The following is a 13,528-nucleotide window of genomic DNA, read 5'->3' as shown; positions in this document are numbered from 1 at the left end:
CGTTGCGCCCATGCTCCCAGGCTGGATTCTGCTGCTGGTATCGCTGGCCTACGCCGGACTGCTGTTCACGGTGGCCTGGTGGGGCGACCGCCGGCCGCTATATCCGCAGCGGCCTTGGCTGCGGCCGCTGGTCTACAGCCTGGCGCTGGCGGTGTATTGCTCATCGTGGACGTTCTACGGCGCGGTGGGCAGCGCCGCGCGCACCGGCATCGGCTATCTGCCGATCTATCTGGGTCCGCTGCTGCTGCTGATCTTCGGTTGGCGCATCCTCGAACGCCTCGCGCTGATCGCGCAGACCCAGAACACGGTGTCGATCGCCGACTTCATCGCCGCCCGCTACGGCCGCGCGCAGCGTTTGGCGGCGTTGGTGACGCTGATCGCATTGACCGCAGCGGTGCCCTACCTGGCGCTGCAATACAAAGCGGTGGCGATCAGCTTGAGCGTGCTGAGCGGGCAGACGCCGACGACCACGCTGGGCGATCCAGCGCTGTACGTCGCGGCGCTGATGGCGCTGTTCGCGATTCTGTACGGCACGCGCCAGGTCGACGCGACCGAACACCACCACGGCATGATGCTGGCGATCGCGCTGGAATCGCTGGTCAAGCTGCTGGCGCTGGTGCTGGTGGGCGTGTTCGCGATCGGCTGGCTCAAGCGCAACGACCTGCACGTGATCGAAGCGACGCGCGCGTTGGTGACCAACGCGCCGCCGGTGGGTTTCGTCGGCCAGACCCTGCTCGCCTTCGCCGCGATCTTCTGCTTGCCGCGCCAGTTCCACGTAGCGATCGTCGAATGCGGCGACGTCCGCGACATCCGCCGCGCGCGCTGGCTGTTCGGCGCGTACCTGGTGCTGATTTCGCTGATGGTGCTGCCCATCGCCAGCGCCGGCCTGGAATTGTTCGGCCGCCAGAACGCGGCCGCGGCCGACAGTTTCGTGCTGGCGCTGCCGCTGGCCGAATCGCGCGAGGCGCTGGCGCTGTTCGCCTACATCGGCGGTTTCTCCGCGGCCACCGGCATGGTGATCGTGGCCAGCGTGGCGCTGGCGACGATGGTCAGCAACGACCTGATCATGCCGCCGCTGCTGCGCCGCGGCTGGGCCGAGCGCCATGGCGGCGACGTCGCCGGCACGGTGCTGTGGATCCGGCGCGTGGCCATCGTCTGCTTCGCCGCATTGGCGTACGGCTATTACCGCGCCAGCGGCAGCGACACCACACTCGCCTCCTACGGTTTGATGGCCTTCGCCGCGGTGGCGCAATTCGCGCCGGCGCTGATCGGCGGTTTGTATTGGCGCGGCGCCAGCCGGCAGGGCGTCGAAATCGGCATGGCGCTGGGCTTCGCGATGTGGATCTACACCTTGCTGTTGCCGACGCTGACCGACGCCGGCTGGTTGTCCGACGCGTGGCTGACGCAGGGCCTGCTCGGCATTTCTTGGCTGCGTCCGCGCCAGTTGTTCGGCTTGTCGGGTTGGGATCCGCTCACCCACGGCACGTTCTGGTCGCTATTGGTCAACATCGGCGCGTTGCTGCTGGTGTCCGCGCGCTGGCGACCCGGCTTCGACGAACGCCTGCGCGCGATTCCGTTCCTGGAGCCGTACACGGAAAAACGCACGCTGGCCGAAGGCGGGTGGCGCGGCAACGTGCACATCGCCGATTTGCTCGCGCTGGCCGGCCGCGTGCTCGGCGAACGCACCGCGCGCCGCGCGTTCGCCGAACAGGCGCAGTTGTTGGGCGTGGAGCTGCACCCGCAAGCGGCGGCGGACCGCGGCTGGGTGCAGTTCACCGAACGCCTGCTTGCTGCGGCGATCGGCGCGGCCTCGGCGCGCTTGGTGCTGACCAGCGCATTGACCGGCACCGGCATGGACGTGGCCGAAGTGGTCGCCGTGCTGGACGAAGCGGGACAAGAATTGCGCTTCAATCGCCAGGTGCTGGCGACCACGCTGGACAATATCGACCAGGGCGTCAGCGTGGTCGACCGCGACATGAAGCTGGTCGCCTGGAACCGACGCTACCAGCAGATGTTCGGCTATCCCGACGGCATGCTCTATGTCGGCCGGCCGGTGGCCGAGCTGATCCGCTTCAACGCCGAACGCGGCGAACTGGGCGAGGGCGACATCGACGCGCAGGTGGACAAGCGCATCGCCTATATGCGCGCCGGCTCGCCTTACGTGTTCGAGCGCGTGCGCAGCAGCGGCCAGGTCACCGAGATGCGCGGCCAGCCGCTGCCCGGCGGCGGCTACGTGACCAGCTACAGCGACGTGACCGAATACAAGCGGGTCGAAGGCGCGCTGCGCGAAATCAACGAAACCCTGGAACAGCGCGTCGCCGAACGCACCCGCGAAGCCGAAGCCGCGCAACAATCGCGCACCCGTTTCCTGGCCGCGCTCAGCCACGACGTGCTGCAGCCGCTGAACGCGGCGCGGCTGTTCACCTCCGCCTTGCGCGACAGCACGCAGCCGGCCGAGCAGCGGCATTTGGCCGAACGCGTCGACACCTCCTTGCGCGCGGCCGAGGAATTGCTCGACGGCCTGCTCGACATCTCGCGCCTGGACGCCGGGGCGCTGCAGCCGGCGCTGACCGATTTCGATGCGGGCGATCTGTTGCAGCAGCTGGTCGAACAATATTCGCCGGTCGCCGCCGGCCGCGGCATCGACCTGCGCTTGCACGCCAGCTCCACTCCGGTCCGCAGCGATCGGCGCTTGTTGCGCCGCGTGCTGCAGAACTTCCTCGCCAATGCGCTGCGCTACACCCGCGAAGGCCGGATCGTTCTGGCCGCGCGGCCGCGCGGCGGCAGCATCGAATTGCAGGTCTGGGATACCGGCCCCGGCATTCCCGAACACCATCTGCGCCAGATCTTCGACGAGTTCCGCCGCTTCGAGCAGCCCACCGACTGGGGCGAACGCGGTTTGGGGCTGGGCCTGTCGATCTGCCAGCGCATCTCGCACGTGCTCGGGCATCCGCTGGGCGTGCGTTCGCGCGTCGGCCGCGGCAGCGTGTTCGCGATCCGCGTGCCGCGCGCCGAACGCGCGACGGCCGCCGCGGCGCGCACGCCGCGCGTAGGGCTTCCCGATTCGCTCGCCGGTTTGCGCGTGCTGTGCCTGGACAACGATCACGAGATCCTGGCCGGCATGCGCGCGCTGTTGGGACGCTGGGAAGCGGAAGTCGTCGCCGCGACCACGGTCGACGAAGCCCTGGACTTGCTGCGCCGGCAGCCTGACGTGCTGCTAGTCGACTACCACCTGCACGACCGCCTCGACGGTCTGGACGCCTTGGACGCCTTGCGCGAACGCGCTGGCCGCGAGATCCCCGGCGCGCTGCTCACCGCCGACGGCAGCGACGCGTTGAAACAGGCCGCACGCGCTCGCGGCTATCGCGTGCTGACCAAACCGGTGCGGCCGGCGTCGCTGCGCGCGTACTTGGCTGCGCAGCGGCAGGCGATGCGCGGCGCCGCCGAAACCGGCGCGGCTTGAGCTTGCCTCTGCTTGTGTAGAGCGGAGCTTGCTCCGCTGCTTTGGCTTTGTAGAGCGGGGCTTGCCCCGCTGCTTTGTTTTCGATTGCGATTGACCGAAAAGCAGCGGGGCAAGTCCCGCTCTACAAAGCAACCCCGAACAAGGAGCAGCGGAGCAAGCTCCGCTCTACACGAGCCAAAAGCGGGCCCGCGGTCAGCTTTCTTCTTCGGGCGGCGGCACGACCGACGCCGGATCCAAAGCCAAACGTCCCGCGATCAGCACCGCTTGAGTGCGATTGGACGCGCCCAGTTTGCGCAGGACCGCGGTCATATGCGCCTTCACCGTCGCTTCGGACACGCCCAGTTCGTAGGCGATCTGCTTGTTCAACAAACCGGTGCCGAGCATTTGCAGCACGCGGAACTGTTGCGGCGTCAGCTCGCGCAGGCGCTGCGCGGCGGCGTGCTCGTCGTCGCCGACCGCCGGCGCGGACTGCGCCGCTTCCGGCGCCCAGCGCTCGCCCTCGAGCACTTGGGTGAGCGCATCGCCGAGCGTGGCCGCGTCGGCGGATTTCGGAATGAAGCCGACCGCGCCGTGATCCAGCGCGCGACGCATCACCGCCGGATCTTCCTGCGCCGACACCACCACCACCGGCAACTGCGGATGCTGCGCGCGCAGGTGCACCAGCACGCTGAAACCGTGCGCGCCGGGCATATTCAAGTCGAGCAGCAGCAAATCGGCGTCCGGCTCGGCTTCGGTCAGCGCGTACAGGGCCTGCGCGCTGTCGGCCTCGCGCAAAGCGTAGTCCGGCAGCACCCGCGATACCACGCCGCGCAACGCTTCGCGGAAGAGCGGATGGTCGTCGGCGATCAATAGCGTAGGCATGAATTCCGTTTCCTCTCACCCTCCGGTGTGTGAAGGCCCCCAAGAACGAAATTCCTACCCGAAGCCGGGCTGTTCCCCCCTTTGAAAAAGGGGGGCAGGGGGGATTTGCTTGTGACGTTGCTCTTCAAGCATCCCGCCGGTGCTTCACCAGCGACTCCACCACCGACGGATCGGCCAAGGTGCTGGTGTCGCCCAGTTGGTCCGGCGCGTTCTCGGCGATCTTGCGCAGGATGCGGCGCATGATCTTGCCCGAACGCGTCTTCGGCAGCCCCGGCGCCCATTGCAGATGGTCGGGCGTGGCGACCGGGCCGATCTCCTTGCGCACCCAAGCGACCAATTCTTTGCGCAAGTCTTCGCTGTCCGCTTCGCCGGCGACCAGAGTGACGTAGGCGTAGATGCCCTGCCCCTTGATGTCGTGCGGGAAACCGACCACCGCCGCCTCGGCGACCTTCGGATGCGACACCAGCGCGCTCTCCACTTCGGCGGTGCCGATGCGGTGGCCGCTGACGTTGATCACGTCGTCGACGCGGCCGGTGATCCAGTAGTAGCCGTCGGCGTCGCGGCGGCAGCCGTCGCCGGTGAAGTACATGCCCGGATACGTCTTGAAATAGGTGTCGATGAAGCGCTGATGATCGCCGTAGACGCTGCGCATCTGGCCGGGCCAGGAATCGAGCAGGACCAGATTGCCCTCGGTGGCGCCGTCCAGGATCTGGCCGTTGGCGTCGACGATCGCCGGACGGATGCCGAAGAAAGGCTTGGTCGCCGAACCCGGCTTGGCGTCGATCGCGCCGGGCAGCGGCGTGATCAGGATGCCGCCGGTCTCGGTCTGCCACCACGTATCGATGATCGGGCAGCGGCCTTCGCCGACCACATCGTTGTACCAGCGCCAGGCTTCGGGATTGATCGGCTCGCCCACCGTGCCGAGCAGGCGCAGCGATTTGCGCGAGGTCGCTTTCACCGGCCCGTCGCCTTCGCGCATCAGCGCGCGGATCGCGGTCGGCGCGGTGTAGAACAAGGTGACTTTGTGCTTGTCGATCACCTGCCAGAAACGCGAGAAATCCGGATAGTTCGGCACGCCTTCGAACATCACCGCGGTGGCGCCGTTGGCCAGCGGGCCGTAGACGATATAGCTGTGGCCGGTGACCCAGCCGACGTCGGCGGTGCACCAATAGACGTCGTCTTCGCGCAGGTCGAATACGGTCTCGTGGGTATAGCTCACATAGGTCAGATAGCCGCCGGTGGTGTGCATCACGCCTTTCGGCTTGCCGGTGGAACCGGAGGTGTAGAGGATGAACAGCGGATCTTCCGCGTTCATGCGCTCGGGTTCGCATTGCTCCGGCTGATCGTCGACCACCGCTTCGTACCAGCGGTCGCGCGGCATCTGCATGTCGACCGCGCCGCCGGTGTGGCGCACCACCAGCACGGTTTCCACGGTATTCGTCCCGGGCAGCTTCAACGCGGCGTCGACGTTGGCTTTCAGCGGGATCTTCTTGCCGCCGCGCACGCCTTCGTCGGCGGTGATGATGAGTTTGGACTGGCAGTCCGACACGCGGTCGGCGATGGAATTGGGCGAAAAGCCGCCGAACACCACCGAATGGATCGCGCCGATGCGCGCGCAGGCCAGCATCGCGACCGCGGCTTCCGGGATCATCGGCAAGTAGATCGTGATCCGGTCGCCTTTGCGCACGCCGAGGTTGCGCAGCGCATTGGCCAGCTTGCAGACGCGCCGGTGCAGTTCGCGATAGCTCACCGCGCGCGCAGGCTGGTTCGGGTCGTCCGGCTCGAACAGCAGCGCGGTCTTGTCGCCGCGCTCGGCCAGCTGCCGGTCCAGGCAATTGACGCTGGCGTTGAGCTCGCCGTCCTCGTACCAGCGGATATGGAAATCGTCGAGCTTGTAGCTCACGTCCTTGATCTTGGTCGGCGCCCGCATCCAATCCAAACGGGCCGCGACGCGGCCCCAGAACCCGGCGGGGTCGTCGATCGACTCCCCGTACAGACGTTCGTACTGCTCCCGGTTCACGCGGGCCTTGGCCGCGAAGTCGGGCGGAACGGGATAGACGGCGGGCGCATCGGTCATGGCTTTACCTGCGAATGCTGCGATGTGGAGAGTCTGACGCATCCATTGTTAAACCGACCTAGACCTTCGTCTATACCGCCTCCGCTTTCGACCAATGGCGAATAGGCGCGGACCGGCGCCGCGCGCAGGCTCCCTGGAAGCCGTGCCTGGCGCGGTCGATCGCCATACCCATGACTTACGCTCGGGAGAGGGGAATGACTACTTCATCCGTCCTATCGATGGCGCGGCGCCCGCTGGCCGCCGCCGTCCTGTTCGCCTTGCTGGCGCCGGGCGCGGCGCTGGCCGCCACCGCCAAGGAAAAAGAGTTGGAAGCGCGCATCGCCCAGCTCGAGCAGCAAGTGCAAGCGCTGCTGTCGGCGCAGCAACAGCAGCAGACCCAGATCGTGCAGACGCAATCGGCGGTGACCGAGGTGCAGGCCGCGCAGAAAGCGGCGCCGGCCGTGCCTGCGGGCAAGCAGCCGATCCAATCGACCACGATCATGACCGCCGCCAATCCCGGCACGGCGTTCTCGTACGGCGGCTTCATCAAGATGGACGCGATGGCCACCGACACCAGCGACGGCAAGATCGCCGACGGCTCGTCCGGCCGCTTGTTCTACCTGCCCAGCGCGATCCCGGTCGGCGCGAACAGCGCGCGCAGCGGCGATCCCTACACCGATTTCCACGCCCAGTTCTCGCGCTTCTGGCTCAGCGCCGACCACACCACCGACAGCGGCGACAAGTTCAAGGCCTATATCGAAGCCGACTTCTTCGGCGGCGGCAACAACGCCCTGGTCGGCAACGAGACCTCCACCAACACCTACGCCGTGTCGCTGCGCCAGGCCTACATCAGCTGGAACAACTGGCTGGCCGGCCAAACCTGGTCGAACTTCCAGGACGTGGCCGCGTTGCCCGACGCGGTGGATTTCGTCGGCACCACCGACGGCACCATCTTCGTGCGCCAAGCGCAGTTGCGCTACACGAAGGGACCATGGTCGTTCTCGCTGGAGAATCCGCAGACCACCGTCACGCCCTTCCTCAACAACGGCGCGCGCTTCAACACCGGCGACAACGTCGCGCCGGACTTGACCGCGCGCTGGCTGACCAAGGGCGACTGGGGCCACTTCACCGTCGCCGCGCTGGTGCGCCAGTTCAAGTACGAGAACGTGGCCACCGGCCAGGACGAAACCGAGAGCGGCGCCGCGCTCAGCGTTTCGGGCAAGTTCAACATCGGCAAGAGCGACGACATCCGCTACGCCGTCAACGGCGGCAAGGGCATCGGCCGCTACCTGGCTTTCGGCCTGGGCAGCGATACGGTGCAGGCGGCGGACGGATCGCTGGAAGCGATCGACGGCTACGGCGGCTTCGTCGCCTGGCGCCACGCCTTCAGCCCGAAGGTGCGCACCAACCTGATGTACGCGACCGCGATGTTCGACAACGACAAGGCCTTGACCGGCTTCGGCGTCACCGAGCGCTCCCAGTCCTGGCACGCGAACGTGATCTATTCGCCGTTCCCGAAACTGGACATCGGCGCCGAGCTGAGCTGGGGCCAGCGCCAGCTCGAGGACGACCGCGAAGGCGACCTGAAGCGCATCCAAACCCACGTCAAGTTCAGCTTCTAACCTAAGGGGAACGGACCATGTCCAGCACCACCGCCTCAGCCGCGCCGCCGTCGGGCACGCTGACCCAGGGCCACAAGAAGGTCATCTTCGCCTCCAGCCTGGGCACCGTGTTCGAGTGGTACGACTTCTATCTGTACGGCTCGCTCGCGGCGATCATCGCCAAGCAGTTCTTCAGCGGCGTCAACGAGACCACCGGCTTCATCTTCGCCTTGCTCGCATTCGCCGCCGGCTTCTTCGTGCGACCGTTCGGTGCGGCGTTTTTCGGCAGCATCGGCGACCGGATCGGACGCAAATACACCTTCCTGGTCACCATCGTCATCATGGGTTTCTCGACGTTCCTGGTCGGCGTGCTGCCCAGTTACGCGAGCATAGGCGTCGCCGCGCCGGTGATCCTGATCGGATTGCGGCTGATGCAGGGCTTGGCGCTGGGCGGCGAATACGGCGGCGCGGCCACGTACGTCGCCGAGCACGCGCCGCATGGCAAGCGCGGCCTGTACACCAGCTTCATCCAAACGACGGCGACGCTGGGCTTATTCCTGTCCCTGCTGGTGATCTTAGGTTGCCGGTTGTACTTGGGCACCGAAGCGTTCGAAGCCTGGGGCTGGCGCATCCCGTTCCTCGTCTCCATCGTGTTGCTGGGCGTGTCCGTGTGGATCCGTCTGCAGCTGTCGGAATCGCCGCTGTTCCAGCAGATGAAGGCCGAAGGCAAGACGGCCAAGACGCCGTTCCGCGACAGCCTGTTCTCGAGCAACGGCAAGCTCATGCTGTTGGCCCTGCTCGGCGCGACGGCGGGCCAAGCGGTGGTCTGGTACGGCGGGCAGTTCTACTCTCTGTTCTTCATGACCCAGACGCTGAAGGTGGACGGCACCACGGCTAATCTGCTGGTCGCCGGCGCGCTGGCGCTGGCGACGCCGTTCTTCATTTTCTTCGGCTGGCTGTCCGATCGCATCGGTCGCAAGAAGATCGTCCTGGGCGGCTGCCTCATCGCAGCCCTGACCTATTTCCCGATCTTCAAGGCGTTGACCCACTACGCCAATCCGGGGGTCGAGGAAGCGCGCGCCAACGCGCCGGCGTTGGTGATCGCCGATCCCTCGACTTGCAGCTTCCAGTTCGATCCGATCGGCAAGAAGGTCTTCACCAATTCTTGCGATATCGCCGCGGCGGCCTTGGCCAAGGCGGGCATTCCTTACGAAATCCAAGCCGCACCCGCGGGCACGACCGCCAAAGTCAGCGTGGGCGGTACCGAAGTTCCGGCGTATGAAGGCGCCGGCCTGTCGAAAGACGATGCCAAGGCGCAGGCTGACGGATTCGGCAAATCGCTGAAGGCGGGCCTGACCGCGGCGGGCTATCCCGAAAAGGCCGATCCGGCGCGCATCAACAAACCGATGGTGCTACTACTGCTTTGGCTGCTGGTGCTTTACGTCACCATGGTCTACGGCCCGATCGCCGCTTGGCTCGTGGAGCTGTTTCCCACCCGTATCCGCTACACCTCGATGTCGCTGCCCTACCACATCGGCAACGGTTGGTTCGGCGGATTCCTGCCTACGATTTCCTTCGGCCTGGTGGCCGCTACCGGCAATATGTACTACGGCCTTTGGTACCCGGTCGTGATCGCCCTGATGACCTTCGTGATCGGCCTGCTTTTCCTGCGCGAGACCAAGGACGTCGACATCACCCAGTAACCCCCGCGGCGTGCCGCAAGCGACGCCGGCCGCGAGGCCGGCGTCGTTTTTTTTGCGCTCGCGATCAATGCGCGCGCCCGGCATCCGAGGCCGTCATCGCTTCCACCCGGAACGCGACGACGGCTTCGCCCGCGCGCTCGAACTTCAACCGCACCGGCACCGTCTCGCCTTCGGCGAAACGATGCTGGGGCGAAACCAGCATCAGGTGATAACCGCCCGGCCGCAGCGTCATCTCCGCGCCCGCGGGGATCGGCAACCCTTGCGGCATAGGACGCATGCGCATCATGCCGGCTTCGTTCAATACCTCGTGCACTTCCACGCGTTCGGCCAAGTCGCTGCGCGCGGACAGCAAGCGGTCCGGTTCGCGCCCCGCGTTGCGCACGGTCATGAAACCGCCTGCGGCCGGTGCGCCGGGCGGAACGGCCCGGATCCAAGGCTTTTCGATGCGCAAATCGCCGACCGCTACGGCGTCCGTTTTCGCGCAAGCGCCGACCGCGCCCAGGAGAACGCCCGCGACCAGCGCGCCGGCCGCGGCGCGATACGGAAATCTTGCGGACGCCCTCATTGCAGCCTCCATTCCAGTCCGAAATAGAACGCGCGACCGTCGCCGGGCAGGAAATTCGCCGCGTCGCGGCCGCGCGCGTCGGCGACGGCATTCGTGGCGGCGATCCATTTGCGATCGCCGAGGTTGCGCGCATCGGCGAACCAGGACCAGCCCGAAGCGAACTTGCCGCCGACGCGCAGGCCGTAGATCGTGTAGCCCGGCGCGCGGAACGTGTTGGCGTGGTCGATGTAGTAGTCCTGCGGCGCGGTTTCCAGGTTCGGCGCGATGTAGAAGCGTTCGTCCGGCGACCAACGCAAGGTCGCGCGCAGCTGCTGCGGCGGCACGCCGGCCAAGTCCTTGTCCCCGTAGACCGGATCGCCGTCGAAGCGGAAATCGTTCCACAGATAGTTCGCCGACAGGATCCAGGCGGGCGCCATGCGCCAACCGAAACTCAGCTCCAATCCCTGATGCAGGGTGCGGCCGGCGTTGATAGTGCCGAGCGGATTGCCGGCGCCGTCGGTGAGCGCCAGCAATTCGCCGTCGATCCGCGCACGGTAGACGGCGGCATCGAGCGACAACGTTTCGCGGTCGACGCGCATGCCGAGCTCGGCCGTGGTCGCGCGCTGTTCGTCGGCCTGGGTCACGCCGGGGCCGCCGGTGAGTTCGCCGAAGCTCGGCGGCTCCAGGCTGCGGCTGAGGTTGCCGAAGAACTGCAGGCCGTCGTCGACGAGGTAGCGCGCACCGATTTTCGGACTGAAGCCGGAATAATCGACGTCGAAGCTCTCGTCGCGCCCGCCGGTGACGAACCGATCGCGCGAGCGGCGCGAGGATTTCAAGCCTTGCGCGCCCAGCACGATCGTCCAACGCTCGCTCAGCCAGGTCTGGTTTTCGACATAGGCCTTGGCGTTCGTCGCCCGCTGATCGAAGCGGTTGGTGCGCGCGCCGGCCTTGCCGGCCACGTTGGCGAAGCGATCGTCTTCCGTATCGCCTTGCGCGAACGCGATGCCGGCGATCAGCACGTTGCGGCCGCCCAACGCACCTTCGCTGCGCCAGCGCAAGTCGACGCCCGAGTCCTGCGATTCCTGCCGCATCACCTGGAAGATGGGATGGTGCAGCGACTTGTCCGCGTAATACGCAGACACGATCAGCGATCGGCCTTCGGCAGGGGTCCAAGCCAGCTTGCCGGCGAGGCGGTCGAGGCGGAAATCGCGGCGCTGGTCGAGCATGGCGGTATTGGCGTTAGCCGCGCGCGGATCGCGCTCGGCCTGGACCAATGTCAGGTTGCCGGGCAGCTCGGAATTCGTGTCGACATGGGTCAGATACAGCCGCCCTTCCAGCGCTTCGCCCAGGCGATAGCCGGCATTGCCGAACAGGCGATAGTTCTCTTGCCGCGCGTGTTCGCGAAAACCGTCCTGGCTCGAGCCGCTTAGGCTCAGATAGGCATCGGCGCGCTCGCCGTGACCGGCGAACGCCGCCTGACCGCGCAGATAGCCGTCGCTGCCGCTTTCGATGCGCAACATCGCGGGCGGCGCGTCGTAGCCGGTAGGCGAAACGAAATCGATCGCCCCACCCAGCGTCGCCGCGCCGTATTCGAGCGCGTTCGCGCCGCGGTAGATCTCGATATGGCGCGCGGCCAGCGGTTCCACCGCCTGGAAGTCGAAGCCGCCGTCGGCCAAGTTGAGCGGGCTGCCGTCCTGCAGCAGTTCGATGCCGCGGCCGTGGAAATTGCGCTGCAGGCCGGAACCGCGGATCGACAGCCGCGCCTCCTCGGCGCCGAAGCGCGGTTGCACGAACACGCCGGGCGCGTAGCCGAGCGCGTCGGCGAGCGTGCCGACGCGGCCGTCGCGATACTGCTCGCCGTCGACGACGCCCGTGCCGCCGGCGCGTTCGGCAAGACGGTGCCGGGCTTGTTCCAAGCTGTCGGCGGTGGTGGGGTCGATGCGGCGTCCGCGGACTTCGACTCGGTCCAAAGTCAGGGGTTCGTTCTGCGGATCGGCGGCCTGCGCCGCCAAGGAAGCGAATACCGCGGCCACGGCCACGGTGAGGCGCGACGCGTGCGTCGCCGCCCGAAAATTGATCGGCATGGAAAACTCCAAAGCACAAGAAAGGCACGGCGCTGCCGTGCGGTCAGGTCGGCTTGTGTTTCAGAGCGCGAGCGGCGGACCGCGCGAGCCCAGTCCGCAAGGATGGAGGTTTTTCCGATGCGGCCCTTCCGCGCGCCATCCGCGAGTCGCTACGACGGGCGTGCGCCAGGCCAGCGCCAGGCACAAGGCGAACACCGCCACCGCGGTCAACAACGGGCAGTAGGCGCAGTCCTCGCCGTGCAGCGGTTTGTGCGGCTGCGGCGCGGGATCGGCGTTCGGCACTTCGACGTATTTCAATCCCGTCATCGTGCACAGCGCCGCCCATACCGACGATCCGTCTCCATCGGCCGACGGCGTCGCCAACCGGCCCAGCGTCGGCAGGCAAGCGAGCAGCAGCATGGCGACGAGCGCCAGGCTTGCCATGCGGCGTTGGAAGGAGGCGGAACGGATCACGGCGTTAGTTTAATCGGTTCGGGCTTGGTCGATGCTTCTCCATCGAGAGGCGAAGCGATTCGCCCGTCCGCGCGCCCTCACCCAACCCTCTCCCGCAAGCGGGAGAGGGCTCAAGTCCCGCAGCGATCCGCTATAGCCCTCTCCTGCGAAGCGGGAGAGGGTTGGGTGAGGGCAACGCACCATGCGGATGCGACGAATATCAGCTATCCGAAAGCAACGCCTGATAGACCTCCAAATCCTGCTTCGAGTAACAACAGAACAAGATCTCTTCCATCGCCGCAGCATCCTCGGATCCGCGCACCGCATCGATCGCCACCCGCGCCGCCGCATCGATCGGATAACCATAGATGCCGGTGCTGATGCACGGAAACGCGATGCTGCGCAGACCGCGTTCGGCCGCGAGCCGCAACGAACGCCGATAGCACGACGCCAGCGACTCCGGTTCGTCCTGCGTCCCGCCGCGCCACACCGGCCCCACGGTATGGATCACGAATCGTGCCGGCAGACGGAACCCGGGCGTGATCTTCGCGTCGCCGACATCGCAGCCGCCGAGCAGGCGGCAGGCATGCACCAAGTCGGGGCCCGCCTTGCGATGAATGGCGCCATCCACCCCGCCGCCGCCCAGCAACGACGAATGGGCGGCGTTGACGATCGCATCCACGTTCAGCGTAGTGATGTCGGCCTGCAGTGCGCGGACGATCGGCGGCATGCGCTCATGCTAGCCCGCTTGTCCGAACGGTGACTTCCGACCTATGCCGCCGCC

9 protein-coding genes are annotated in these 13,528 nt (G+C 66.8%); 3 read left to right on the top strand and 6 right to left on the bottom strand.

Features of this window, described 5'->3' with window-relative positions:
- Positions 1 to 10 precede the first annotated feature (10 nt).
- Positions 11 to 3,463 carry a hybrid sensor histidine kinase/response regulator gene (locus tag FCE95_RS14205; RefSeq protein ID WP_137267718.1) on the top strand — a complete coding sequence of 1,151 codons (3,453 nt, stop codon included), beginning with the start codon at positions 11 to 13 and terminating at the stop codon, positions 3,461 to 3,463.
- A gap of 192 nt (positions 3,464 to 3,655) precedes the next feature.
- Here FCE95_RS14205 and FCE95_RS14200 read toward each other — a convergent pair whose 3' ends face one another.
- Together FCE95_RS14200 and acs are read right to left on the bottom strand one after the other, a co-directional pair.
- A complete protein-coding gene (locus FCE95_RS14200) occupies positions 3,656 to 4,324 on the bottom strand; it encodes a response regulator transcription factor (RefSeq protein WP_137267717.1) in 669 nt (222 codons plus the stop codon).
- A 124-nt stretch (positions 4,325 to 4,448) separates the two neighbouring features.
- A complete protein-coding gene (gene acs, locus FCE95_RS14195) occupies positions 4,449 to 6,401 on the bottom strand; it encodes an acetate--CoA ligase (RefSeq protein ID WP_137267716.1) in 1,953 nt (650 codons plus the stop codon).
- Between the two features lie 194 nt (positions 6,402 to 6,595).
- On the opposite strand from acs, the gene FCE95_RS14190 reads away from it, so the two are divergent.
- Complete coding sequence (locus FCE95_RS14190; RefSeq protein ID WP_137267715.1) at positions 6,596 to 8,002, top strand: DcaP family trimeric outer membrane transporter; 1,407 nt, start codon at positions 6,596 to 6,598, stop codon at positions 8,000 to 8,002.
- 17 nt (positions 8,003 to 8,019) lie between these two features.
- The gene (locus FCE95_RS14185) at positions 8,020 to 9,684 is read left to right on the top strand and encodes an MFS transporter (RefSeq protein ID WP_137267714.1); all 1,665 of its coding nucleotides are present in this window, start codon (positions 8,020 to 8,022) and stop codon (positions 9,682 to 9,684) included.
- A 64-nt stretch (positions 9,685 to 9,748) separates the two neighbouring features.
- On the opposite strand, the gene FCE95_RS14180 is transcribed toward FCE95_RS14185, so the two are convergent.
- The 4 genes from FCE95_RS14180 to FCE95_RS14165 all read right to left on the bottom strand — a co-directional run bounded on the left by FCE95_RS14180 (position 9,749) and on the right by FCE95_RS14165 (position 13,474).
- On the bottom strand, positions 9,749 to 10,249 hold the full coding sequence (locus FCE95_RS14180) for a copper chaperone PCu(A)C (protein WP_189644782.1): 501 nt from the start codon (positions 10,247 to 10,249) through the stop codon (positions 9,749 to 9,751).
- Complete coding sequence (locus FCE95_RS14175; protein ID WP_137267712.1) at positions 10,246 to 12,312, bottom strand: TonB-dependent receptor family protein; 2,067 nt, start codon at positions 12,310 to 12,312, stop codon at positions 10,246 to 10,248. Before FCE95_RS14175 ends, FCE95_RS14180 begins: the two co-directional genes overlap by 4 nt.
- Before the next feature lie 60 nt (positions 12,313 to 12,372).
- The gene (locus FCE95_RS14170) at positions 12,373 to 12,765 is read right to left on the bottom strand and encodes a DUF2946 family protein (protein ID WP_137267711.1); all 393 of its coding nucleotides are present in this window, start codon (positions 12,763 to 12,765) and stop codon (positions 12,373 to 12,375) included.
- Between the two features lie 199 nt (positions 12,766 to 12,964).
- Positions 12,965 to 13,474: an O-acetyl-ADP-ribose deacetylase gene (locus FCE95_RS14165; RefSeq protein ID WP_137267710.1), complete on the bottom strand. Its 510-nt coding sequence runs from the start codon at positions 13,472 to 13,474 to the stop codon at positions 12,965 to 12,967.
- Positions 13,475 to 13,528: the final 54 nt, after the last annotated feature.

It is taken from the genome of Luteimonas gilva (assembly GCF_005239095.1).
Lineage (GTDB): Bacteria > Pseudomonadota > Gammaproteobacteria > Xanthomonadales > Xanthomonadaceae > Luteimonas_C > Luteimonas_C gilva.
This window is presented reverse-complemented; position numbering and strand designations above follow the sequence as displayed.

What these genes read in the sequence shown, in the direction of transcription:
- FCE95_RS14205 (WP_137267718.1), top strand. Translation starts at nt 11, where the DNA reads ATGCTCCCAGGCTGGATTCTGCTGCTGGTATCGCTGGCCTACGCCGGA.
- FCE95_RS14200 (WP_137267717.1), bottom strand. Translation starts at nt 4,324, where the DNA reads ATGCCTACGCTATTGATCGCCGACGACCATCCGCTCTTCCGCGAAGCG.
- acs (WP_137267716.1), bottom strand. Translation starts at nt 6,401, where the DNA reads ATGACCGATGCGCCCGCCGTCTATCCCGTTCCGCCCGACTTCGCGGCC.
- FCE95_RS14190 (WP_137267715.1), top strand. Translation starts at nt 6,596, where the DNA reads ATGACTACTTCATCCGTCCTATCGATGGCGCGGCGCCCGCTGGCCGCC.
- FCE95_RS14185 (WP_137267714.1), top strand. Translation starts at nt 8,020, where the DNA reads ATGTCCAGCACCACCGCCTCAGCCGCGCCGCCGTCGGGCACGCTGACC.
- FCE95_RS14180 (WP_189644782.1), bottom strand. Translation starts at nt 10,249, where the DNA reads ATGAGGGCGTCCGCAAGATTTCCGTATCGCGCCGCGGCCGGCGCGCTG.
- FCE95_RS14175 (WP_137267712.1), bottom strand. Translation starts at nt 12,312, where the DNA reads ATGCCGATCAATTTTCGGGCGGCGACGCACGCGTCGCGCCTCACCGTG.
- FCE95_RS14165 (WP_137267710.1), bottom strand. Translation starts at nt 13,474, where the DNA reads ATGCCGCCGATCGTCCGCGCACTGCAGGCCGACATCACTACGCTGAAC.